A 21,038-nucleotide genomic window follows, 5' to 3' on the forward strand; every position below is an offset into this window, starting at 1 on the left:
GACGCAAAAATTCATTGTGAAGCTATACTTAAAGCACGCTAACGATTGCACCTTAGGACCAAGTAAATGATTGAATCACCAAAGTATGCATGGACTCTTCAAGCTCATAAAATTTTTAGATGGATCTTATTAGCCCAACTGGCCATTGCAATAATTATTGGTTTTATCACCGATGACCTAGTTACAGCATTCCTGGTGGGTATTCCAATAATTGCTGTGCCGATTTTCCTAAGTATTAGTCAACCACATGCTCCTATCAGTAGACATGTGGTGGGTATAGCAACCCAATTGATGACAGCACTGCATATTCAGCAGGCCTTCGGAATGACCGAAATGCATTTTGAAGTATTTGTAGTCTTAGCTTTTCTGATATTTTTTCGGGATTGGAAGGTTGTGGTATCAAGTACCGTAGCCGTGGCAGTGCATCATATTTTGTTTTTTGTGATTCAAAGTCAGGGGGGCGGCGTGTATATTTTTGAAGCCAACCGCGTATTCTTTTATATTCTCGTTATCCATGCTCTATTTGCCGTAGCCGAAGGTGCAGTATTGGCCGTTATGTCTCATCGCAGTCACAATGAGGCTTTCGCGGCAGAATTATTGCAGAACTCGGTAAAACAGATAATGAGCTCAGATGGAAAAATTAATTTAAGCAATGCAAAGGCAATCGATCATCCCAATTTAGTTGAGTTTAATCGTATGATCGCTGGTGTAAAGTTGCTCATCGACAAAGTGAATGCTGTGAGTGGTAGTTTGCTCGGTGTTGTGGAAAAAGTGAAGGTGTCGTCAGATCTCTTAGACAGCTCGGTGGATCAACAGAATAACCAGGTGAGTGCCATTAGCACTGCAATGCAGAACATGACTTCCTCAATCAACGAAGTTGCGAATCTCTCACAAAATGCCAATCAACGGGCTGAACAAGCAAAGAGAAACACAGACGACACAAGAGTTTCGATTGATGGTTCTAGCCAAAATATTTCGCAGTTGAAATCAACCTTACAAACAACTTCTCAGGCAATTGGTGATTTAAGCGCCAAGTGCACGAATATTTCTGAGGTAATGCAGTCGATCAAGTCAGTAGCCGAGCAGACTAACTTGCTAGCTCTCAATGCTGCTATCGAATCAGCGCGAGCGGGCGAGCATGGACGAGGTTTTGCAGTCGTTGCCGATGAGGTAAGAAATCTAGCTATAAAGTCGAAAGAAAGTGCCGAAGAAATTGAGCTGATTACTAGCCAATTAACTGACAGTGCCAATCATTCGGTACAAAATATGGATAATTGTGTGGAGATGGTCGGACACGCTGTAGAGTCATCTTCACAAGCGTCAAATAACATGGCTTCGGTTTTAGACGGTATCGATGAAGTTAATCATAATGTGACAACTGTTGCTGGCTCGGCAACCGAACAGGCAAGTACATCTGAATCAATCAGTGAGTCGGCACAAGAGTTATATCAACTCTTTAGTGATGAGAAAAATCAAGTACAAGGTCTTAAACTAGAAGTTGAGCAACTTAATACCTTAGCGTTTCAGCTTGAGGAACAACTTAAGTCATTTGAAGCCTAGGTACATCGATCATGCCAAAGTACTTACTTGTACTGATCGCGCTCCTTTGGGGCGCTTTTGCGCTGATTGCAGTAAAGTGGGTTGGAAGCTCTAAGTTTGTCGATTTCGATCCGAACTTAAAATTATCTTCGGCAATAATGTCCTTATCTTTCGAAACGGATATCGTTCAATATCTCCCGCAGCTACCAAGTAACAGTAAAGGACATGTCTATCATATCGTGCAGGGGGCTTGTTTCTGCGAGACGCTAAGTGAAGGACATAAATCGGCCTTGAATACATGGGCAGACGCTAATGGTCTGACTCAGCAATCGCTTAACATCAATGAATTCGATGAGTTAAAAACACTCATACCCTCAACGCCTGCGGTGATAGTGGTTACGGCAAGTAAAGAGTTAGTGTATCTAGGGCCTTACTCTGAGGGATACGGTTGTTTTGAAAACGTGGGCTTAGTTGATGCAAAGATCCAACCAGTTTTCGATACGCAAGCCAGGCTAGAAAGCAGCACTACGAATACGGCACAAGATTCATATAACTTTCCAAAGCGTCGCTCTCAAATACAGAGCGAAGCGAGAGGTTGCTATTGTAAAGTGAAATAACGAGTTATCACTATCACCAACAGCTTGCCGGACTTCTATTCATTGATTGGTCAATAGTGAGGGTAGTGCAGCCCGTATCGTTAGCTTGTTTCTCACTGCTGTTTGCAACCAATTTTAGCGTGAAGGTAGTTGACGACACGTTCTCAACGCTAAATGTATAATAATCTACACTTGGGTTTCCTAGCTGCGCTGCGGTAGCATAGCTGATATTTTCTTGTCGATAACTTTCCTGCTGAAGTTTCGTCGTTAGCAACATACTTATTGCAGCCTTCCGATCTGCTTTGCTTACGTTACTACTGAAGCTCGGTAGCGCAATAACGGCAATAACAGCAATGATAGCAATAACTATCATCAGCTCGATCAATGTAAATCCTTGGGGTCTTGTACTTTGGGTCATAATACCTATACCTTCTGACGTTTCTTCATACTCATGGGAGTAAAAATTGCTGTAATGTGATTGTATAGATTTTAGCCATAGGAACCGTATCTATGATTATCAATAAGTACAAAAGCCAGCAAGGTTTGTCTCTTGTAAGTGTGCTCATTGCGTCGAGCATATCATTGATTCTAGGCGCCATAGGAGGCCCTGCGCTTGTCGGAAGTATGGAACAAGCAAGAATTAAAGGAGTGAGTGAAGAAGTCTATTTCTTTGTTCGGGAAGCGCGATCCCAAGCAATTGCATCATCTACCAACATTGATATGGATGTAAAAGTCGGTATTTATTGGTGTCTTGGTTTAAGCGACCAAGGGAATTGTGACTGTAACACTGCCAACAGTTGCAAGGTTAACGACCTCGAGAAAACAATCAGTTACACTGACTATCCGAGTATTGTTCTTACAGATGTAGATTTAGGCGGCGACTTCAAAGCACAATTTGACGGCGAACGCGGACTCGCTCTAAACGATTCCGGGTCCATGAAATTCAGCTCACCAACCCTCGCGATGAGAGTCAGTTTAAACTCCTTAGGGCGAACACAGTTATGCTCTGAAAATGGGCAAATAGGTAGCTACCAGTCATGTTGATTAAGCACGATCAAAAAGGATTCACTTTGATTGAGTTATTAATTGGAATGACGCTAGGCATGATTGCAATATCAGCCTTACTATCCTTTGTCGGTTTTGGTATTGGCGTAAACGGTAAGACGATTAGCAAAAGCAAACTAGCAGAAGAGACCGAATTAATTCTTGATGTAATGTCTAGTGAGATCAAGCGCTCTGGTTTTACGGCAGCAACAATTGCCATGATTGAAGATCCGATTGCGAACGCCTCAGTATTTAGAAATAGTATTGTCATTGGCGAACATCCCAGCGAGGCTGCCAACAGCTGTATTTTGTTTTCTTACGATTACAACAATAATGGCTTGTTGGATAACCTTGGAATCAATGAAAATTTTGGTTTTCGACATAAGAACAATCAAATTCAAATCAGGCAAGATGCCGCTCTATGCGACCAAGATGACTCATGGGAAAATATCAGCAACCCTCTTGAAATTGTTGTTCAGTCTCTCTTTTTTACGGCAGCTCAAGTGACAATCGATGGAATCACGCGCACCCAAATTACCATTGATATTGTCACTCGCTCAAGGGCTACGAATCAGATGTCCAACTCAGTGTCACGTAATTTTTTGGTACGCAATTATGATTAAAAAAAACACATTCCACGGTAGATCAGCCACAGGCCCGAATTCTCAAAAAGGAGCCGCGATACTTGTTACTGTCATATTGATGTTCACCCTAGTGTCATCCATCACGATTTACACCACAAAAGTAGTCAGTTCAAATAATAGAATTGCCTTGAACGGGCAAAATAAACAACTTGCAACTGTAGCGGCCGAGTCAGGAGCAATGTATGCCTATGCTCTCCTTGCAAAAACACCAAACTGGGATGGCAGTGTTCTCACTGAAACACTCCCCGACGGAAGTACCTTTAGCGTCAGTGGCGTAAGACAGAATGTTAGGCGGGCCTCTTCCACTGTGCGTGTAATCGATATTACTTCGATTGGTGTGTCACCTGACGGCTTAGGTAACGAAACAATCCGAGAGCAGGCTTTCCAGTATTCTGTTGTAGCAAATCCGCCAGACGTACCACTGATTGTCGCTGGTGGGATAAACGTTTCTGGAAATTTTGAAGTTGCCGCAAATCCTAACGGTGGCGGTACCGGCGTCCCCCTTTCAATTTGGACAGACAGTACCGTTGATATGAACAACGGTTCAGGAACAACCTGCGGGCAATACGAATTTCAAAGTGGCCAATGCAGTTCACGTCCATACTCTGAAAAGGGTTTTAAGAACACAGACATCTTAGACAACGACCCAAGTTTTCCGGCAGATATGATGGAGTATCTCTTTAACACTCCGTCAGATGACTGGGCCACAGTTAGAGCTGATGCAAATGTAATTACAAATAGTTGCGCAAGTCTCGGAGCCGCATCGACCGGTTTAATATGGGTAGAAGGCTCGTGTAACCTTAATGCAGGTACCGTCGTTGGTAGTATTTCAAATCCTGTTGTACTAGTCGTTGCCGACAGTGATATTAATCTAAATGGTGGCGCAGAGATAAATGGGATGGTGTTCTCATTTCGCAAGCCCGGTACCTTATCAGATTTTGAGATCGACATGAATGGTGGCGCATTAGTAAACGGAATCGTTGCATCCAATCATCCTGTTGGGCATGCCAATGGTTCTTTTAATTCTGTATTTAACGCAGACGTGGTTAATAACCTGCAGGTTAACGACGCTTTTCAGCGCATAGCTCGTATCCCTGGTAGTTGGCGAGATTTCTAACGCAAACTGAAACATATTTAGCGTTATTAGGAGGTAGTATGTTGAAAAATAACAAAAAATCTGGATTTAGCATGGTCGAAGTAATGGTGAGTATGCTCATTATCACTTCAGGTTCTGTTGGCTTCGTAACACTGCAGTCAGCTGTTATCAAGGCAGAGCAAAATGCAGATCTTCATCAAATTGCGGTTGAACTCGGTATATCAAAATTAGAAGACTTGAGCGGATTTGTTGATATTGAGGATACAATAGGTCAATTTGACTACGCTGATATTGGCGATAACACTGGCGGGGTGCAACCGGCTGGCGACGTTAGCGTTGCAATCAGTGCAGAAAATTTAGAGACTCACACTTTCAATCGAGGCTGGGCTGTCACCGATCTTTATTTTGTTGACACATCGGGCGATGGAGAACCTGATAGTTGGGTTGACGCCAGTTCTCCTGACGCACCTATCCCGCTGCCTGCAGTGCCAATGCAAAAACAAGTGACAATTACCGTTGGATGGGAAAACGTCAGCGGTGACGCCAAGAGTATTGAAGTTAATGGTAACTTTGCGCCCATTCCTGTTGGCAGAAGTACTCAAGCGCTAAACGAGACCGAGAGTGCCAAAGACTCCCCAACTGTTTCTTATACACCTGGAGAAGCACCAGATGTTATAGCTTATGATTTGGGTAATGGAGAAAAAGTAGAAACTAGCAAGCCTGTACCTGATATTGTGAATAATAGCGGGAACATTAGCGTGAGTTTTGAAACCGTGCGTTTTTCTCAGCTTGATAGCGATACCACAAAACTCGAACAGGAAGACTTTTTAACAATAAATTGTAGTTGTCAGCTGGCCGGTTCCGGGCAGGGAAAAACACCTGCTATGACGGTGCTTAATGGTGATCAATTAGAAACTGAGTTAGGAAGCTTCGTAGAAAAGCAGACTGGAGTTCCTCGTGACAACCAACAAGCCCCGCTTTGCACCGCTTGCTGCCGCGACCATCACGATACCAGTGAGATGATATCAAATGAAGAGTTTTATAAGAAAGATGGCAATAGCCCTCACATGCATTACAAGAGACAAAGTAATGGGAACTTTTCACCGGCAATAAATGTTGGCGACGAGTACGACGAGGTTTGCCGTTTCAAACGTGTCGATGGCCTATTTGAAATGTATCCTGATTGGCAGTTATTAGACATCATGCAATTTGATGATCAATATTTGTATGACGATGACAAACTTAACGGTTATATAGACTATTCAGAGGATTTGATTGAAGCTTCCATTCGAAATTCAGCACCGCCTATTCGCCCTAGTGATAGAAACCGCACACTGGCGGCAGGTGGATACCAGTACATCGCTCGAGGAATATACTTAGACAGAATGAAAAGTTCTCATAAAGCCGAAGTACTTGAACGGATACAAAATAATGATGACAGTTGGAAAGCTATCGTCCCGTTTTATGATGTAAATCTTACCTTATTGGCAAGTTGGGCCACCACTGATCCGACGGTTGCCGACGTAACACAAGAGGAAATTCGTTCTATTGTTGATCCCGCCAACAACTATTACGGCACATACAGCCGTGGTAGAGTTCAGGCAAAAAAGGATGGTTCGGTAGACTTAAGCGTAAGCAGTAACGCAGGAAACGCAGGTATTACTGGTACCTATCCTGTTAGCGCTAATGAAGCGGCTCAGAATAGACAAGACGCTGATATAGAGCTCACTGTTGACACCCGATCTTCCGTTGATAGATTCTTTGCGATCATCGGCGATATTGAATGCTTGATATCCCTCAACGGCGGACTGTACCAACCATGTGAAACTCAAAATCAAAAGAAGAGCACCTTTGTTGATTTAACTGCACTGAGTATTGTCGAGGCACCAAATCAATTCTCATGCGATATCAGCATTCCTAATGGCAAAGCTACACCGTTTTACAGTTGTGAAAACGTTTCAGAAAACTGGCGTGGCGCGATTACATTTAACTTAAACGTGCCGGCTGCCTCAACGACAATAGCCGTTGAAAATACCAGTCGAACAACTAGCTTTGGTGGATTTTTAGAAATGCCTCTTGGAATTTCAGAAACGTCTACTGGTGAGCATAATGTATTGATTAGGGTGGTAAAATAGCATAAATAGCTCTCTTTTGAAGTGGCCCATTAAGTTGGACATTTCATAAGAGAGCCTTTTGATCGTCAAATGCAGCAGCAATAAAGCATCAATCAACACTCGACAAACTTTTTTGATAAGCAGCATGGTATTCAATAATAGCGATAGCAAGCAACAAAAAGGTAAATACCACGCTACTAATAGAGTAAAGCCAAGCGTTGTATTGCATAACATACATTTGAAATTGATTAAGACCGCTAAGCTCCTCTTTTGCAAAGATACCAAACCAACTAATCAGCAGAGTTAAAGTAATAATATAGCCTACCGCTAATCTCTTTGATGAGACTAATTCCAAGAATAGACAGCAATATAAAATCAAAGCAATAACACCGCTGATGAAACCGAATTCAATCACCCCCCAAATCATATGCGACGTTAAAAACGTCACAATAAAGGCACTGCTTGGGATGCCATGAAAGGCTTTCGCGCGAAGCAGAAGAATGACCGCAGTTAGCGTGAATAAAAATGGAATCGCATGCAAGAGTGAAAATCCTTGCTCGACTATTTTAAAAGCGCTGAAAGCACTTAAAATGACAGAAAAAAGACAGGTTAATATCAAAGACTTCGACACTATAGCCAAATTTACATCGCTACTTTTAATCATGCTTGATTTCACAGCTTTCACCCCGTTAGTGCGTTGACGACATTAGTTTACATTTGAATGTATGACAAATATGTGTATAACACCAGTGGCGATAGTAAATTTGGCCAGATAGTCAGCAATTTTTTAAACGCTTTGGTCAAGCTTTTGAGTTTTGGCTTTGTTTCGACCTTGCTTATTTTTGGCTTTTTTGCCCTTGCGCATCATCTTTTTGAACTTTTCTTTTTGTTCTTCATTCAATACGCTCAGCATGTCGAAGCGCATTTTAGTTTTTGCTAACGCTCGCTCTGTGTGATCTTGGTGATTCTCGCTATAAAAAGCTAACCACGCCTCTTCATCAAACTCGACAGCTTGTATAATGCCTTTAAGCGTTGCTCTATCTTCTTCTTTTCTGGCTTTATTCGCTTCTCGTTCAGCCTTAGCTGTGTCGAGTAAACTGGCTAACTGAGCTTGTTGAGCTTCATTAAGGGCTAATCGCTTGCTAAGCCTTTCAATGTTGGGTAAACGCCCTTTGGCCCTGCGTTTTTTACCTTTACTTTGCTTCTCGGCTTGTTTGCTTGCCATCAATGCTTTTTGCTCGGCATTGAGTACATTGAAGACTCTGCTTTTAGTCTTTGCCTTAAGTAATTTTAGCTGTTTTGCTGATTCTGCATTTTCTTCTATCAATGAACGAACTTGCGCTTCATCCCACTGTCCACTATTTAAGATAACTTTTATGGCTTTTCTAAATTCCTGTTGTTCTGTGCGGTAAATACTGGCGTCTTGTTTCGCTTCACTGCGAATTTGCTTTATGTCAGCCTTTTGTTGGCTGGTTAGGGCGAGTTCCGACATCACAGACTTTCTCATTTCATATTGTTTGTTGTCACGCTCATGAAGAGGCTGGGCAACTGCAATTGATGCAGCAAGTGCACTGGTACTTAAGATCCCTACAATTGTTGCTTTAACAAATAATTTTTTCATTGTGTTTTCCTCAATTGACTATTTAGACTACGAGGGTAATGATAGCTGCGTCAATGCAAAGAAACGCCAGTGAAGTGTAAAGCTTGTGTAAAGGTAGCTCCGAGCGAATACAAAGTCCTTTATTATGGCGGTATTAACATAGCGATTTTAATGACTTGCATAACACTACTCTGATGCTTAATAAGGTTTACGACATGTATAACATCTTGATAATTGACGATGATCTTGAATTAACCCAGCTTTTAGCCGAATACCTCCAACAAAACACTTTCGCTGTTGTAGTCGAAAACAAAGCCCTGCACGGTATTGAGTTAGTCAAACAAGGCAATTTCGATTTACTATTGTTAGATGTCATGATGCCTGAATTAGACGGTTTTGAAGTGCTCAAACAGATCAGAAGTTTTTCAACTATTCCAGTTATTATGCTAACGGCAAAGGGAGAGGACTACGATCGCATTCTTGGCCTTGAGCTCGGTGCTGATGATTATCTTCCAAAACCCTTTAATCACCGTGAATTGATCGCCCGCATAAAAGCACTCACTCGACGCGTCGACGACCTCAGTAGTTTCAATCAAGTTCAGCAACTCGATTTGCACGGTATCAAAATTGAAGATGCGAGCCAGCGAGCAGTGGTAAATGATGTTGAAATTGATTTAACGGGCACCGAATTTCAATTGCTTAGCGTGTTGATGCGGCATGCTGGGCATATTCTCACTAAAGATAAACTCAGTGTAGATGTGCTGGGTAGACGATTAAGTGCTTATGATCGTAGCCTAGATATGCATGTTAGTAATGTTCGCAAGAAACTGTCTCAACTAGGGATAGAAAACATCATCAAAACAGTGCGTGGTTCGGGTTACTTGTTTAAATTGGACGCAGAATGAGGCTTCAACAACTCAATCCATTTAATTACTTATTTGGGCGGGTCTTCGTTTGGTTTTGGGTTGCTCTGTTGGTCATTGTTTTCAGCGCCTTCTTTTTGGCTCGCCAGCTCTCCACAACCTTTGAGATAAATGCTGCCACACCAGAACAAATAGCGGTTTCGGCAATGGTAAAGGAACGTATTGAGCGTCAATTAAACAACGAGCGGCGCATCAGTTCCGCATTACGCAGAGCCAGTGAAAGGGGAAAGCTACAGCTTGTTACCATAAACGATGTTAGCGGCGATCTTCGGTCAAATTTTCCACCTCCCTTGGTTGGAAATGTAGAAAAGTTAAGGGAGCTAAGCGCAGCCTCTGGGCCGGTATTGATCTCTCTAAATAATATGCAATTTGTTGGGCCTCACAAAATTGATTATCGGGGTGAAAGCTATTCATTGTTTGTCGGTCGCCTTCTTCTACGTGGCGAAAGACCTGGCCCGTCTCGATCGACAGGCGCAATTGCGGGGCTATCATTGGCTATTGTGCTGAGCACCGCATTTTGTTTCTTATTGGTATTGGGGATTTCTCGGCCCATTGGAGCCCTTCGAAAAGCATCAAATGCACTCTCTCAAGGTGCCTTATCAACGCGCATAGAGGGCTTTAAAAATAGAAAAGACGAAATAGGCCTATTGGCTGATGATTTTAATTCCATGGCCGAGCGGCTACAGCAGGTGGTAGAAAATCAAAAGCAATTGATGGCAAACGTATCTCATGAGTTGCGTACGCCTCTGACCCGTCTTCAACTCTCGGCTGCGCTTCTCGAAGACGCTAATAGTCATCCGGACAATCCGAATAAGAAGCAAGTCGACCGTATACAGAATGAAATTCAAAAAATGGACAAGATGATCGGGCATGCTTTGACCATCGCAAAGTTAAACAGCGATAGTGAGAACGTAATGAATTCGGCAATGGTGACTACGTCGCTAGATGATTTGCTGTCCAGCGTACTTGATGATGCGAGCTTTGAAGCGCAAGCGCTTTCTAAATCCTTAGAAGTTTCACTTATTCCTGATTCATCCATGAAGGCCAACGGAGAACTTCTAGCCAGCGCGATTGAGAATATTTTAAGAAATGGTTTACGCTTTGCAAAATCGCTTGTGCGTTGTGAGTTAGAGCTTAACAGTGGTGAACACTCAACTACACTGACTATCACCATTGAAGACGATGGCCCTGGAATGCCATTGACTCAAGTGAACCAAATATTTGACCCATTTTTTCGTGGCTCAGAACAGAGTAGTCAATCGCACAAAGGGGCGGGGCTGGGCTTGGCTATTGCAAAAGCGGCCGTTGAAGTACATGGCGGTAATATATCAGCACAGGCATCGCAATTAGGTGGCTTATCGGTAATAATAAGGCTCCCAATCTCGACCTAAGTAATAATTTGCTATGCCATTTACGCTCGAATCTGAGTTGCCTGAAAAGTACCACAACACCATTCAACCTTGGTTCAACAGCGCAGGTACTAGCGGTTTTTGGCAATGCCCTGATGGCGTTGAGCTTTTTTATCACTACTTTTTGAATGCGTCGGCCAGTCGTGCAATTGTCATTTCTTCAGGGCGAGTCGAAAGTACGCGTAAATATGCTGAGTTGATTTACGATCTTTTCCACGCTGGCTATTCTATTTTCATTCACGACCATCGAGGGCAGGGGCAGTCAGCGCGGCTAAGCTCGAATCTTCACCATGGATTTGTCGACGACTTTAATCATTATGTCGACGATTTTGAGCAGGTCGTGGACAAGGTTTATTTACCTATATTGTTGCCGAAGAAAGCAGCGCAGCCAACAGAGTTGTTTTTATTATGTCATTCAATGGGCAGTGCAATCGGCGCTTTATTAGTTAAGCGCAGGCCAGCGATTTTTAAAAAGGCGGTGTTTTGTTCCCCTATGTTTGGTATCACTCCCCCTTTACCACCGTGGTTGGCGACTTTTTTGGTCAATACTGGAGTGAAGTGGAACCGTTTTATTGGAAAGAAGCCTCGCTATTTTTTGGGGCAGACTGATTATCAAGCAACGGCTTTCTACAAAAATAGGCTAATGACAAGTGAAGTGCGCTATCGCATCTTTAGGGAGGAATATGCGCAACACCCGGAGTTGCAACTTGGTGGAGTCACTTACGAGTGGTTATTTGCGTCGTTGAAGGGAATGAAAGAGATTCGCGACCACGCTCATGAAATCACCCTACCAAACAAAGTGTTATATTCTGGAGCAGATACCGTGGTTGCCAACGACGACATTGAACAGGTAATACGCGATATGCCAAATTGTGAGTCAAGCTGTATTCACGAAGCGATGCACGAGCTTTTTTTCGAAAAAGATAAGTACAGGCTGCCGGCTTTAAATCAAATTATTGAGTATCTCGAGCGCTAGCAGCCATATTGACCGATGCATGAGTTTAGAAAGCAATAGAGGTTTGAATACCATAAAAAAGTGCTTTGTCGGATTGCCAAGTATCTGCGTTAATTTGTCGGGCTTTCACATAACCCTCAATCCGCAGGGGACCAGCCTGAAAACCACCTCCAACTGAGGCGTAACCGTCTACAGTATCTTCGCTGTAGTAATCATTGACGCGGTCATAATCCTTAAACGAACTCTCAAATGCGTCGAAACCACCCTCAATATAGACAAAAACATCATTAAAGTAACCCACGCGCAAACCAAGATCTAAACCTAAGAATTCTTGTTGATAACCATCGTTATCTAATACAGTAACCGCGTTCAAAGAGGTAATCACTTCACCCTTTACATGGCTTCGAGGTGTGCTGATAATGCCAGAGAATCCGACACCTGACAGGCTATCACTAGCATTGCTTTCTTGTTTCACAAAAAAGGTCATGCGGTCACCGGCAAAGGTCGCAGTAGATACAAAAAGAGAGAGGGCGATTAGTAGGGCTTTCATGTTTAGCTCAGTTAATATTTTTGAATTGCACTGACTTTAGCCTGCTCATACTGAATGTTAACTGAATGAACACACTAGCGCTTAGCATTGCTTTCACAAAGTGAGCGGATGAAGTATGGTGAGTGCTGACTTTATTAGAGAGTAGGTATGTCAGCACATGCTCTCAAAAATGAGTAATCATCACATAGCATCAATATTCAGCTTTCATATATTAGCTTGGGAGAAGCCATGAATACCGCTCAACACTATACCTTGTACGGTGCAGAACTATCATTATACACAGGCAAAATTAGAGCCTATTTACGTTATAAGGAAATTCCTTTCGAAGAAGTCATGTCGACCAAAAAAGTCTATGAAAAGATCATTGTGCCGAATACCGGAGTACGTTTCATACCTGTACTGCAAACTCCTGAGGGCAAATATCTGCAAGACACGGCTGTAATGATAGATCAACTAGAGCTTGATTTTCCGAAGCGCAAAATAATACCAAGTACCTCTAAACAAGCGCTAATATCAGCTATGTTTGAGATGTGGGGTGATGAATGGTTATTACTTCCAGCGATGCATTACCGTTGGAATAAAGAAAACTTCCCCTTTATATACGAAGAATTTGGCTCGTTCGTTACGCCTGGTATGCCTGCTTTTATTCGACGTTACATTGGTAAGAAAGTCGGCGCTAAGTTTCGAAGCTTCGTACCTTTATTGGGGATAAAACCCCACACCCAAGCGGCGATCGAAGATTGGTATGAAAATCATGTATTGCCGCTTCTCGACAAGCACTTCGCAGAACATAACTATTTGTTAGGAGGGCGGCCATGTGTTGGCGACTATGGCTTAATGGGCCCCCTTTATGCGCACCTATATCGCGACCCTGCGCCGGGTAGATTAATGCGTGAAAAAGCCCCTAATGTTGCTAAATGGGTGGAAAGAATGAACAGCAATAATCAACAAATGGGCGATTGGTTGGCAAACGATGAAATACCATCAACGCTTTTTGAACTCTTGCAAAGGCAATTAGACGAGTTCTGGCCAGTGGCCTGCGAAGTGGCAGATATAACGCAAGAGTGGATGTCGGTAAATCCTGAGCAGCTTGAACTTCCGCGTTCCGTGGGTGAAAGTGACTTTACCATGGGCAACACCAAAGGTCGTAAAGCAGCAGCTAGCTTTACACAATGGAAGTTGCAACGTGTGTTAGATGTTTACAAAGCGCTTGATTCGGAAGCCCAAGACAGCGTAAACGACTTTTTTTCGACGTTTGCTACAAAAGGGCTATTTGCCTATGAGTTCAACAATAGGGTAGCGAGGCAGAATAATAGACTTGTTAGAGCCTGAGGTCTTTTGGCTTATTGAACAAGTCGAGCTTAAATGATGTTTTTGTTGGAGGTAGCTATGCTAGGGGAGGAGGAAGCCAGTTTGTCGCCAAGCTTCGTAGCTGACGATCGCAATAGAATTAGATAAATTTAAGCTACGTGCATCGGGAAGCATGGGAATACGAATTCGGTGGTCCGCATCAAAGCTATTGCGAACGTCGTCTGGCAGCCCGCTGGTTTCTGAGCCAAACAACAACACATCACCCGGCTGGTAATTCGGCTCATGGTGCGGTCGAGAGCCCTTGGTGGTCAAAGCATAGATATTACGGTCACCCATCGCTTCTAAAAAAGAAGCATAGTCTTTGTGGATGCTTACATTGGCTAAATCACGATAATCAAGAGAAGCTCGTCGCAGCTGCTTTTCTTCCATACTAAAACCCAAAGGTTCGATCAGATGCAAATGACAACCGTTATTTGAACACAAACGAATGGCGTTGCCAGTGTTTGGAGCGATTTGCGGTTCGTGTAATGCGATATGGAACATACCTTTCCTATTCTTGAGTCTGTTCTCGGCTTAATAATGCAACCGCAGCCTCTTTGGCTGATTTACCCTTATAGAGCACTTGATATATTTGTTCGCAAATAGGCATTTCAATTTTATGCCTAGTCGACAGTAAACGTACTTCATCGGTATTACGGTAACCTTCAACCACTTGGCCGATGCTTTCTATTGCGCTCTCTACAGTCATTCCCTGTCCTAATGCCAGGCCGAAACGACGATTGCGAGATTGATTGTCGGTACAGGTAAGTACCAAGTCACCTAAACCTGCCATGCCCATGAAGGTTTCTTGTTTGGCACCAATAGCTAGCCCTAAACGACTCATTTCCGCTAAACCGCGAGTAATAAGTGCCGTTCTAGCGTTTGCGCCAAAACCCAAACCGTCGGCCAAGCCAGCTCCAATCGCAATTACATTTTTCACCGCGCCTCCGAGCTGCACACCTATCAAGTCGTCGTTGTTATAAACACGAAAACCTTTCGAGCAATGTAGCTTTTGAGAGAAGGATTCAGCTAGGTCGGCATTAGGGCTGGATAAGGTAATGGCGGTGGGTAAACCTGCTACCATTTCCTTAGCGAAAGTAGGGCCGGAGACTACGGCCAGAGGTATGGCGTTACCCAAAACGTCATGAACGACATCTTGTAGGATTTTACCGCTTCCCGGCTCTAAGCCTTTGGTTGCCCAAATAATACGATGATGCTGGTTTATGAAGGGCTTTATGGCTTCTAAGGTTTGCTTGAATGCATGACTCGGTACAACAATGAGAATGTCGTAAGCGCTGCTGACTGTTTCAGAAAGCTCTGAACTTAGGCTTAAGGCCTCAGGGAATGCAGCGCCGGGCAGATATTTTTCATTGCTTCTTGCGTGTTGCATATCAGCAATATGCTGGTCATTTCTACCCCATAAAAGTGTCGGAACTTTGTTGCGCGCAAGAACAAAAGCAAGCGCGGTACCGTATGAACCGGCACCAAGCACTGCAACTGAGGCTTCTCGTAGAGCGCGCATCAACCGATACTAGGAATCAAGCTGCTGATTAGCTTGAGCACCTTGTTCTGCACGCTTTTGCATATATGCCGCAAAAATTGCGTCAAAATTAACAGGGGCGAGGTTTAGTGGTGGAAAAGTACCACGGTTCACTAAGTTAGAGATAGTTTCACGAGCATAAGGAAAAAGCATGTTTGGGCAGAAAGAACCAAGTGTGTGCGCTTTAGTTTGGTCTGGCATTTCACCAATGGCGAAAATACCCGCCTGCTGCACTTCACATAAAAAGGCCGTTTCTTCGCCTAAGGTGGCAGTCGCTGTTATTGATAAAATAACTTCGTATAAGTTTGGCTCAAGCTCATTGGTGCGCGTATCGATGTCGAGTTTAACTTCAGGCTTCCACTCTTTTTGAAAAATCGTCGGGCTGTTGGGCGTTTCAAACGAGATGTCTCTTGTGTAAATACGCTGTATGTTAAATTGTGGTTGTTGTTGCGTGTCTGCTGCCGCTGCTTGCTTGTTGTTTTCTTCAGCCATGAATGCTTCCTATCGATACTACTTATCGTTTTGTTAAAAAAAATTATGTGGGCCTTGTTATTCAAAACCCTTGAGATGATTGAACAGCTCCCGTGGTCGCTGTTAAAAAACTAAGACTGCAATAGAGCGTCTAATTTACCGGCCGATTCCAGCGCAAATAAATCATCACAACCACCAACGTGGGTGCTACCGATAAAAATCTGAGGCACGGTAGATGCACCATTGGCGCGTTCTATCATTGTAGGTCGGAGTTCTGGGTTCTTGTCGATTTCAAAATCGGTAAAAGTAACGCCTTTTTGTTCAAGCAATGCTTTCGCGCGCTTGCAATATGGGCAATAACCTTTGGTATACAATTCTACTTTTTGCATGTTTGTTCTCTGTTATTTTAGCGAAAATGATGTGGCTCATTTGGTCACTGGCAAACTTGCTGCTTGCCACGCGCCCATACCACCTTTCAACACGCTGACATTGTCAAAACCAGCTTTGAGCATTTGAGATGCCGTTTTTTTCGCCGACACGCCCATCGCGCATACTACAATAATGGGTTTGTCTTTTAATTTTTCAAGCTTAGTAAAGTTTGCTTCTTTAATATCTTCGGTCTTAAGTTGCCTTGCCGACAAAATATGCCCAGCTTTAAATTCATTTGCCGCACGAATGTCTAATATCACCGCATCTTCTTTGTTCATCAATAAGGTAGCTTCGTGAGTCGTGAGTTCTTTAATAGGAGAAAGCATTCCGCCTACATACGAATATATGATCAACACAACTAAAGCCACCCACGCGACACACAAGACGGTGATTAAGGTTGAACTGCCTGCAAACTCAATTATCTGATCCATAAAACTCTCTGTTGTCCTAATACTATTCAAACCCGCAAAGTATATAGAAAATCTGCGTATAAACCAGTATTTCTGAAGGAGTTCATGATAATTCCTGTAACAAGCCCTCGATAGAACTTCCTCCAATAGGATTTTTTAGCCGACATACTTCTATGATATGTGAAAAGAGTGTGTGTTTTTGGGCTATTAATCGAGGGCATCTATTTATACATGAGGCATTTACTGGTAAATTTTAGATATTAATAGATTATTTGTGCGCTAAATATGTGCACAACAAAAAACCAACCTAGTTTGATAAAGGGTACACATGCAATTAAAAAAATCACCGTTAGCGCTTATTATTTTGGACGGTTGGGGATACCGAGAAGAGACTTCAAACAATGCTATCGCCCTAGCCAACACGCCAGTACTAGACGAGCTTTTCAAAAATAGGCCGAGTACCTTAATTTCGGGTTCTGGCTTAGATGTTGGTTTACCCGACGGACAAATGGGTAACTCTGAAGTTGGGCATGTAAATTTAGGTGCGGGGCGTGTTGTCTACCAAGACTTTACAAAAATAACTAAAGCGATCAGTGATGGTACTTTCTCATCCAATCCCGCCATAGTGACTGCAATTGAAAACGCTGTAAAAAATGATAAAGCGGTACACATTATGGGGCTTTTGTCGCCTGGCGGTGTTCACTCTCACGAAGAACACTTGTTTGCAGCAATCAAACTAGCCGCGGATAAAGGGGCTAAACAAATTTATTTACACGGTTTTACTGATGGCCGTGATACCGCCCCCCGAAGTGCTAAACCGAGTATCGAAGCTGCTCAGGCGCTTTTCACTGCATTGGGAGTTGGCCAAGTTGCTAGTATTATTGGGCGCTATTTCGCAATGGACAGAGACAGTCGTTGGGATCGAGTACAGCAAGCGTACGATTTAATCGTGTCGGGCGATGCTCCATTACAATACTCTTCTGCCGTTGAGGCACTAGAGGCCGCCTATGAACGTGATGAAAATGACGAATTTGTAAAAGCTTCTCTGATAGGAAACTACGCCGGTGTAAACGACGGCGATGCGATGTTGTTCATGAATTTCAGGGCAGACCGTGCTCGCGCTATGTCTCACGCAATGGTCGATGCTGATTTTAATGGCTTTGCTCGAAAGAAGGCCCCCTCGACACAATTTGTGATGCTAACTGAATATGAATCAAATCTTCAGGTGCCTTGCGCATATCCCCCCGAGAAACTCGAGAACGTGATGGGAGAGTGGCTTGCTAAAAACGGTAAAACGCAGCTTCGCATTTCCGAAACTGAGAAATTTGCTCATGTAACTTTCTTCTACAGTGGCGGCAAAGAGGATGAATATGAGGGTGAGAAGCGAATTCTCATTCCGTCACCCGATGTTGCTACCTACGACCTGCAACCGGAAATGAATTCTGAACAGCTCACCGACGAACTAGTTGCTGCAATAAAGTCTGGTGATTTTGATGCGATAATCTGTAACTACCCTAATGGTGATATGGTTGGTCATACTGGCAAACTAGATGCTGCCATAAAAGCTTGTGAAGCGGTTGATCATTGTATTGGAAGAGTGATTGCAGCGCTTGAAGAAGTTGGCGGAGAGTGTTTAATTACCGCGGATCACGGAAATGCAGAGCAAATGGTTAATCCTGACACTGGCGTATCTCACACTGCACATACCAGTGAACCAGTACCGTTCATCTATTTTGGCAGAGATGCCGAGCCTCGAAGCGGCGGAACACTTAGTGATGTTGCACCAACTATGCTACATTTGATGGGAATGGAGCAGCCGGAAGAAATGACGGGTAAAACTATCATGACCCTAAGTGCATGATAAAAGAAAAGGGTATTAGTGAGAAATAACGGCAGATATATGCGATCTTTGAAGTTTTTTATGTTGGTAGCAGCCTTTTTGGGGGCTGCTTCTCTGTCATGTTCTAATGCTCTTGCACGTCAGTCCGATCTCGAAGCGATACAAAAGCAAATAAGACAAACTCAAAGCCAATTGAATAAAAAGCTGGCCAGTTCCGAGCGTCTTCAGCAAGAGCTAAAACTTGCCGAGTTAGAAATTGCCAAAACTGCCACCTTACTTAATCAAACTGACCGTTCACTCGCAAAAACCCAAGAAGAAAAGGTGAACACTCAAGCTGAAAAGAAGCGAGTAGAAAAAATACTATCGCTACAACAAGAACAGTTAGGTGGTCAGCTTCGCGCCGCTTTTATGGCAGGTGATTACGACTTTGCAAAAATGTTTTTCAATCAAGATGATGCTGGACGTTTTGAGCGAGTAATCACTTACTATCAGTATTTGAACAAAGCCCGCCAAAATGAGATTGGTAAATTCAAAGCGCTAGTTGCAGAGCTAGAGTCGATTAATACCAAATTAGGTAAGCAAGAGCTTGAATTACAAGGTTTGCTTCTTACCCAAAAACAGCAAAGTGGACAACTGAGAGAACAACAGCGCTCTCGCCACGTAAAATTGCAAGCGCTTGAAAAGCAAATAGAAACAGATACTGCTCGGGTTAATCAGCTTCAGCAAGAAGAGCGTTCACTTATGAACACGATTGAACAAGCTGAAATTGATGCGCGCGCGCGCGATGAGGTGCGCGAACAAGCAAAAAGCGTTGAACTAAATGGTTTGGCGAAGTTTAAGGGCAAGCTCAGAAAGCCTGCAGCAGGTAAGGTTAATAAGCTATTTGGAAAGCGCCGCCAAGGTCAGGTGCGTTGGAAAGGGGTTGTGATCAACAGCGCCGAAGGTTCGGCGGTGCAGGCAGTGCAAGATGGCAAAGTGCTATATGCTGACTGGCTCAAAGGCTTTGGCTTGGTCACTATCGTCGACCATGGGAATGGCTATATGACCGTTTATGGGCGCAACCAAGCGCTACTTAAACAAGCTGGTGACGTTGTAATAGAAGGTGAAACTATTGGTTTAGTTGGTAGCAGTGGTGGGCAGTCCTCCCCCGGCCTCTACTTCGAGATTAGGCTAAAGGGTAAGGCGCTCAATCCGAGTTCATGGTTAAGCTAAAACAACCAACAGCGATGCCTGCCCTACCAAAGCGTTTGTTGATCAGCTAGCAATGAATCAAGCGCTAATTGCCTAGGGTATTGCTCAGCTGAGTAATGCATGAATTTTACTTGCAGCAAGTGCCAACACTACCAACAATATTATAACGGTGAGTGCGTTACTCGTGCTTTTGTTGGTTTGCTCACCCATGATACTTTTTTGGTTCATTACAAATAGCAAAAACGCTGCCGATATTGGCAGTAATACCGCGTTTGAAGCTTGCGCAATGACTATTATCACTAGGGGCTGTAAGCCGAGTGAAGCGACCAGCACCCCCACCACTAAAATCGTTATACTCACCGTCTTAAATGCGCGATGCGTTAAGTCACAATGCCAACCAAATAAGCCACAAATGGCATATCCAGCGGCTAATGGGGCGGTTATTGCACTAGTGATACCAGCAGAGAATAGTCCGATAGCAAAGAATATATTCGCGTATTCGCCCAGCACCGGTTCAAGTTGCGAAGCGATATTATTTGTTGATAACACCGTGTCGCTGAGGTAAAAAGCACTTGCTGCGCTAGACATGATCGCAAAGGTAACAATGCCGCCAATACCGATTGAAGTAAAAAGCTGCCTACGATGTTTGGGTAATTCAGCATCGAAATCGCCTAGGGGAGATGCTTTACTTTGCGAGGCACTCAAACCTGCATGTAAGAATAAATTGTAGGGCACAATGGTGGTGCCGATAATCGCCAGCAATAAAGTCGTGTTTGAAAAACCGAGTTGTTGAATACCATCGGCAAAGGCGTTTACGTCGATACCGGCAATAAACATAATAGCGATGAAAACTAAGCTCATCACAGCCACTAATGAAACGAGAATTTTTTCAACGATGGCATAGTTTGAGCGTAGTAAAATGACGAAGGCAATTGCTCCTAAGCCCAAGGACCAATGTCTGATTGTACCCGGAAGTACATTTGCCAAACCCATTGCCGCGCCGGTGAGATTCCCTCCTTCATAAGCGGCATTACCAATGCCGATGGCACTCACGACGAGTATTATGCCGATCCATTTCGGTATTGCTTGCGTTAGGGTTTGGGTGATTGCTTCAGAAAGCCCTTTTCCACTTACCAAACCCAGTCGCGAGGCCATCTCCTGAAGAACACAGGTAGCAATTATCGAGAAGACCAAAGCCCAAACTAAAGCGTAACCCATAGATGCACCGGCAATCGATGCCGTTGTGACTGTTCCTGGCCCAATAAAGGCTGCCGCAATGATTAAGCCTGTTATGCCTGATTTCATATTACTTTCCTTGTTGCACAAGTGCTCAGAAC

General features: G+C 43.6%; 22 protein-coding genes. 12 read left to right on the forward strand and 10 right to left on the reverse strand.

The window, feature by feature from the left end:
- Positions 1–66 precede the first annotated feature (66 nt).
- On the forward strand, positions 67–1,560 hold the full coding sequence (locus ISG33_RS10300; RefSeq protein ID WP_195733505.1) for a methyl-accepting chemotaxis protein: 1,494 nt from the start codon (positions 67–69) through the stop codon (positions 1,558–1,560).
- An 11-nt stretch (positions 1,561–1,571) separates the two neighbouring features.
- The gene (locus ISG33_RS10305; protein ID WP_195733506.1) at positions 1,572–2,156 is read left to right on the forward strand and encodes a DUF6436 domain-containing protein; all 585 of its coding nucleotides are present in this window, start codon (positions 1,572–1,574) and stop codon (positions 2,154–2,156) included.
- Positions 2,157–2,169: 13 nt separating this feature from the next.
- Here ISG33_RS10305 and ISG33_RS17085 read toward each other — a convergent pair whose 3' ends face one another.
- Complete coding sequence (locus ISG33_RS17085) at positions 2,170–2,553, reverse strand: type IV pilin protein (protein WP_195733507.1); 384 nt, start codon at positions 2,551–2,553, stop codon at positions 2,170–2,172.
- A 92-nt stretch (positions 2,554–2,645) separates the two neighbouring features.
- Here ISG33_RS17085 and ISG33_RS10315 point away from each other — a divergent pair, with 92 nt between their 5' ends.
- From ISG33_RS10315 to ISG33_RS10330, 4 genes are read left to right on the forward strand one after another with little or no spacing between them, the layout of a single operon-like run.
- The gene (locus ISG33_RS10315) at positions 2,646–3,179 is read left to right on the forward strand and encodes a hypothetical protein (protein WP_195733508.1); all 534 of its coding nucleotides are present in this window, start codon (positions 2,646–2,648) and stop codon (positions 3,177–3,179) included.
- Positions 3,173–3,802: a prepilin-type N-terminal cleavage/methylation domain-containing protein gene (locus tag ISG33_RS10320; protein ID WP_255528882.1), complete on the forward strand. Its 630-nt coding sequence runs from the start codon at positions 3,173–3,175 to the stop codon at positions 3,800–3,802. Before ISG33_RS10315 ends, ISG33_RS10320 begins: the two co-directional genes overlap by 7 nt.
- Complete coding sequence (locus ISG33_RS10325; RefSeq protein WP_195733510.1) at positions 3,795–4,940, forward strand: pilus assembly PilX N-terminal domain-containing protein; 1,146 nt, start codon at positions 3,795–3,797, stop codon at positions 4,938–4,940. Before ISG33_RS10320 ends, ISG33_RS10325 begins: the two co-directional genes overlap by 8 nt.
- A 38-nt stretch (positions 4,941–4,978) precedes the next feature.
- The gene (locus ISG33_RS10330; protein WP_195733511.1) at positions 4,979–7,054 is read left to right on the forward strand and encodes a prepilin-type N-terminal cleavage/methylation domain-containing protein; all 2,076 of its coding nucleotides are present in this window, start codon (positions 4,979–4,981) and stop codon (positions 7,052–7,054) included.
- Positions 7,055–7,142: 88 nt separating this feature from the next.
- Here the strand turns inward: ISG33_RS10330 and ISG33_RS10335 are convergent, their stop codons facing one another.
- The gene (locus ISG33_RS10335; RefSeq protein ID WP_195733512.1) at positions 7,143–7,709 is read right to left on the reverse strand and encodes a hypothetical protein; all 567 of its coding nucleotides are present in this window, start codon (positions 7,707–7,709) and stop codon (positions 7,143–7,145) included.
- 111 nt (positions 7,710–7,820) lie between these two features.
- The gene (locus ISG33_RS10340; RefSeq protein WP_195733513.1) at positions 7,821–8,654 is read right to left on the reverse strand and encodes a Spy/CpxP family protein refolding chaperone; all 834 of its coding nucleotides are present in this window, start codon (positions 8,652–8,654) and stop codon (positions 7,821–7,823) included.
- A gap of 194 nt (positions 8,655–8,848) precedes the next feature.
- Here ISG33_RS10340 and ISG33_RS10345 point away from each other — a divergent pair, with 194 nt between their 5' ends.
- Genes ISG33_RS10345 through ISG33_RS10355 form a run of 3 tightly spaced genes read left to right on the forward strand, consistent with a single transcriptional unit; the run spans position 8,849 to position 11,941 of the window.
- Positions 8,849–9,538, forward strand: coding sequence for a response regulator transcription factor (locus ISG33_RS10345; protein ID WP_195733514.1), 690 nt, complete (start codon positions 8,849–8,851; stop codon positions 9,536–9,538).
- On the forward strand, positions 9,535–10,947 hold the full coding sequence (locus ISG33_RS10350; RefSeq protein WP_195733515.1) for an ATP-binding protein: 1,413 nt from the start codon (positions 9,535–9,537) through the stop codon (positions 10,945–10,947). The genes ISG33_RS10345 and ISG33_RS10350 overlap by 4 nt, the downstream gene beginning before the upstream one ends.
- A 13-nt stretch (positions 10,948–10,960) precedes the next feature.
- Positions 10,961–11,941 carry an alpha/beta fold hydrolase gene (locus tag ISG33_RS10355; RefSeq protein WP_195733516.1) on the forward strand — a complete coding sequence of 327 codons (981 nt, stop codon included), beginning with the start codon at positions 10,961–10,963 and terminating at the stop codon, positions 11,939–11,941.
- 25 nt (positions 11,942–11,966) lie between these two features.
- Here the strand turns inward: ISG33_RS10355 and ISG33_RS10360 are convergent, their stop codons facing one another.
- Positions 11,967–12,470, reverse strand: a complete 504-nt coding sequence (locus ISG33_RS10360; protein WP_195733517.1) for a hypothetical protein — start codon at positions 12,468–12,470, stop codon at positions 11,967–11,969.
- A gap of 228 nt (positions 12,471–12,698) precedes the next feature.
- On the opposite strand from ISG33_RS10360, the gene ISG33_RS10365 reads away from it, so the two are divergent.
- Positions 12,699–13,802 (forward strand): glutathione S-transferase family protein, encoded by a 1,104-nt coding sequence (locus tag ISG33_RS10365; RefSeq protein WP_195733518.1) that lies wholly within the window; start codon positions 12,699–12,701, stop codon positions 13,800–13,802.
- Positions 13,803–13,862: 60 nt separating this feature from the next.
- Here the strand turns inward: ISG33_RS10365 and ISG33_RS10370 are convergent, their stop codons facing one another.
- From ISG33_RS10370 to ISG33_RS10390, 5 genes are all read right to left on the reverse strand, one after another.
- On the reverse strand, positions 13,863–14,324 hold the full coding sequence (locus tag ISG33_RS10370) for a tRNA (cytidine(34)-2'-O)-methyltransferase (RefSeq protein ID WP_195733519.1): 462 nt from the start codon (positions 14,322–14,324) through the stop codon (positions 13,863–13,865).
- Between the two features lie 7 nt (positions 14,325–14,331).
- The gene (gene gpsA / locus ISG33_RS10375) at positions 14,332–15,342 is read right to left on the reverse strand and encodes an NAD(P)H-dependent glycerol-3-phosphate dehydrogenase (protein WP_195733520.1); all 1,011 of its coding nucleotides are present in this window, start codon (positions 15,340–15,342) and stop codon (positions 14,332–14,334) included.
- 9 nt (positions 15,343–15,351) lie between these two features.
- Entirely contained in the window at positions 15,352–15,852 is a 501-nt protein-coding gene (gene secB, locus ISG33_RS10380; RefSeq protein ID WP_195733521.1) for a protein-export chaperone SecB, read from the reverse strand.
- Positions 15,853–15,962: 110 nt separating this feature from the next.
- Positions 15,963–16,220 (reverse strand): glutaredoxin 3, encoded by a 258-nt coding sequence (grxC, locus tag ISG33_RS10385; protein WP_195733522.1) that lies wholly within the window; start codon positions 16,218–16,220, stop codon positions 15,963–15,965.
- Between the two features lie 36 nt (positions 16,221–16,256).
- Positions 16,257–16,691 carry a rhodanese-like domain-containing protein gene (locus ISG33_RS10390; protein WP_195733523.1) on the reverse strand — a complete coding sequence of 145 codons (435 nt, stop codon included), beginning with the start codon at positions 16,689–16,691 and terminating at the stop codon, positions 16,257–16,259.
- Between the two features lie 307 nt (positions 16,692–16,998).
- Here ISG33_RS10390 and gpmI point away from each other — a divergent pair, with 307 nt between their 5' ends.
- Both gpmI and ISG33_RS10400 read left to right on the forward strand, forming a co-directional pair.
- Positions 16,999–18,531 carry a 2,3-bisphosphoglycerate-independent phosphoglycerate mutase gene (gpmI, locus tag ISG33_RS10395; RefSeq protein WP_195733524.1) on the forward strand — a complete coding sequence of 511 codons (1,533 nt, stop codon included), beginning with the start codon at positions 16,999–17,001 and terminating at the stop codon, positions 18,529–18,531.
- A 39-nt stretch (positions 18,532–18,570) separates the two neighbouring features.
- Positions 18,571–19,722, forward strand: a complete 1,152-nt coding sequence (locus tag ISG33_RS10400) for a murein hydrolase activator EnvC family protein (RefSeq protein WP_195733525.1) — start codon at positions 18,571–18,573, stop codon at positions 19,720–19,722.
- Positions 19,723–19,806: 84 nt separating this feature from the next.
- Here the strand turns inward: ISG33_RS10400 and ISG33_RS10405 are convergent, their stop codons facing one another.
- Positions 19,807–21,006 carry an Nramp family divalent metal transporter gene (locus ISG33_RS10405; RefSeq protein WP_195733526.1) on the reverse strand — a complete coding sequence of 400 codons (1,200 nt, stop codon included), beginning with the start codon at positions 21,004–21,006 and terminating at the stop codon, positions 19,807–19,809.
- Between the last annotated feature and the right edge of the window lie 32 nt (positions 21,007–21,038).

The sequence above is a fragment of the Marinibium conchae genome (assembly GCF_015595035.1).
GTDB lineage: Bacteria > Pseudomonadota > Gammaproteobacteria > Enterobacterales > Alteromonadaceae > Glaciecola.

Excerpts from the sequence above, each read along its gene's own strand:
- ISG33_RS10300 (WP_195733505.1), top strand. The coding sequence starts at position 67 with ATGATTGAATCACCAAAGTATGCATGGACTCTTCAAGCTCATAAAATT.
- ISG33_RS10305 (WP_195733506.1), top strand. The coding sequence starts at position 1,572 with ATGCCAAAGTACTTACTTGTACTGATCGCGCTCCTTTGGGGCGCTTTT.
- ISG33_RS17085 (WP_195733507.1), bottom strand. The coding sequence starts at position 2,553 with ATGACCCAAAGTACAAGACCCCAAGGATTTACATTGATCGAGCTGATG.
- ISG33_RS10315 (WP_195733508.1), top strand. The coding sequence starts at position 2,646 with ATGATTATCAATAAGTACAAAAGCCAGCAAGGTTTGTCTCTTGTAAGT.
- ISG33_RS10320 (WP_255528882.1), top strand. The coding sequence starts at position 3,173 with ATGTTGATTAAGCACGATCAAAAAGGATTCACTTTGATTGAGTTATTA.
- ISG33_RS10325 (WP_195733510.1), top strand. The coding sequence starts at position 3,795 with ATGATTAAAAAAAACACATTCCACGGTAGATCAGCCACAGGCCCGAAT.
- ISG33_RS10330 (WP_195733511.1), top strand. The coding sequence starts at position 4,979 with ATGTTGAAAAATAACAAAAAATCTGGATTTAGCATGGTCGAAGTAATG.
- ISG33_RS10340 (WP_195733513.1), bottom strand. The coding sequence starts at position 8,654 with ATGAAAAAATTATTTGTTAAAGCAACAATTGTAGGGATCTTAAGTACC.
- ISG33_RS10345 (WP_195733514.1), top strand. The coding sequence starts at position 8,849 with ATGTATAACATCTTGATAATTGACGATGATCTTGAATTAACCCAGCTT.
- ISG33_RS10350 (WP_195733515.1), top strand. The coding sequence starts at position 9,535 with ATGAGGCTTCAACAACTCAATCCATTTAATTACTTATTTGGGCGGGTC.
- ISG33_RS10355 (WP_195733516.1), top strand. The coding sequence starts at position 10,961 with ATGCCATTTACGCTCGAATCTGAGTTGCCTGAAAAGTACCACAACACC.
- ISG33_RS10360 (WP_195733517.1), bottom strand. The coding sequence starts at position 12,470 with ATGAAAGCCCTACTAATCGCCCTCTCTCTTTTTGTATCTACTGCGACC.
- ISG33_RS10365 (WP_195733518.1), top strand. The coding sequence starts at position 12,699 with ATGAATACCGCTCAACACTATACCTTGTACGGTGCAGAACTATCATTA.
- ISG33_RS10370 (WP_195733519.1), bottom strand. The coding sequence starts at position 14,324 with ATGTTCCATATCGCATTACACGAACCGCAAATCGCTCCAAACACTGGC.
- gpsA (WP_195733520.1), bottom strand. The coding sequence starts at position 15,342 with ATGCGCGCTCTACGAGAAGCCTCAGTTGCAGTGCTTGGTGCCGGTTCA.
- secB (WP_195733521.1), bottom strand. The coding sequence starts at position 15,852 with ATGGCTGAAGAAAACAACAAGCAAGCAGCGGCAGCAGACACGCAACAA.
- grxC (WP_195733522.1), bottom strand. The coding sequence starts at position 16,220 with ATGCAAAAAGTAGAATTGTATACCAAAGGTTATTGCCCATATTGCAAG.
- ISG33_RS10390 (WP_195733523.1), bottom strand. The coding sequence starts at position 16,691 with ATGGATCAGATAATTGAGTTTGCAGGCAGTTCAACCTTAATCACCGTC.
- gpmI (WP_195733524.1), top strand. The coding sequence starts at position 16,999 with ATGCAATTAAAAAAATCACCGTTAGCGCTTATTATTTTGGACGGTTGG.
- ISG33_RS10400 (WP_195733525.1), top strand. The coding sequence starts at position 18,571 with ATGCGATCTTTGAAGTTTTTTATGTTGGTAGCAGCCTTTTTGGGGGCT.
- ISG33_RS10405 (WP_195733526.1), bottom strand. The coding sequence starts at position 21,006 with ATGAAATCAGGCATAACAGGCTTAATCATTGCGGCAGCCTTTATTGGG.